General features: G+C 78.6%; 2 protein-coding genes. Both read left to right on the top strand.

The annotated features are described in order from the left end of the window. Positions 1–339 (top strand): winged helix-turn-helix domain-containing protein (locus PYV61_RS26040; protein WP_275836801.1); only part of this gene is annotated, 339 nt, incomplete at its 5' end. A gap of 123 nt (positions 340–462) precedes the next feature. Beyond that, positions 463–768 carry a YciI family protein gene (locus PYV61_RS26035; RefSeq protein ID WP_275836800.1) on the top strand — a complete coding sequence of 102 codons (306 nt, stop codon included), beginning with the start codon at positions 463–465 and terminating at the stop codon, positions 766–768. The last annotated feature ends 89 nt before the right edge of the window (positions 769–857 follow it).

Raw genomic sequence — 857 nt, 5'->3', positions numbered from 1 at the left:
AGGGCGCCGGCGGCGTGCGCGGCGTCGCGCTTGCGGGTCGGCGAGGCGCTGGTGGACCTGGAGGCGCGCACGGCGCTGCGCGACGGACTCCTCACCCACCTCGGCGCGCGCGAGTGTCACGTGATCGCCGCGCTGGCCGCCGCCGCCGAGCGTCCGGTGGGGCGCGACGCGCTCACGCGCGCGGCGTGGCACGTCGCGCACGAGCCGGGCTCGCGGCGCCTCGACATGCTGATCGTCGGGCTGCGGCGCAAGCTCGAGGCGCGGCCGGCGGAGCCGCGCCACCTCGTGACGGTGCCGGGCGCCGGGTACGCGCTCCGCGGCGTGAGCGTGGGGGCGTGAGCACCAGAGCGCGTGGGGCGCGGCGCCGGCGTCAGAGAGTCGTGAAGAGGCGGCCGCGCGGGCTGGTGGCGGCGTCCGCGCCGGCGCCATGATCCCGGCGCACCCACGACCCGGAGCCCCACGGTGAGCGACGCGCAGTTCTTCGTCTACAAGCTGATCTCCCCGCGCCCGACGTTCCCGATGGACATGACCGACGCCGAGCGCGCGGCCATGGGCGCGCACGGCGCGTACTGGCGCGAGCTGCTCGACGCGCGGCGCGCCGTCGTCTACGGGCCGGTGATGGACCCCGCCGGCGTGTGGGGGCTCGCCGTCGTCGAGGCGCGGTCGGCCGACGAGGTGCGCGCGATCGGCGGCGCCGACCCCGCCGTCACCTCCGGCGTCGCGTCGTTCGACGTCTTCCCGATGATGAACGCGACCGTCCGCGCCTGACCGTGCGCGCCGCGTCCCGCGCCGCCGCGCCGCTCGTCGCCGCCGCCGCCGCCCGCGCCGCCGGCGCGCAGTCGCTCGCCGACACCGTC

Origin of the sequence: Roseisolibacter sp. H3M3-2 (assembly GCF_029211165.1) — a bacterium.
In the GTDB taxonomy this organism is placed as follows: Bacteria; Gemmatimonadota; Gemmatimonadetes; order Gemmatimonadales; family Gemmatimonadaceae; genus Roseisolibacter.
Note: the sequence above shows the minus strand (reverse complement) of the source record. Positions and strands in the feature narration are given on the sequence as shown.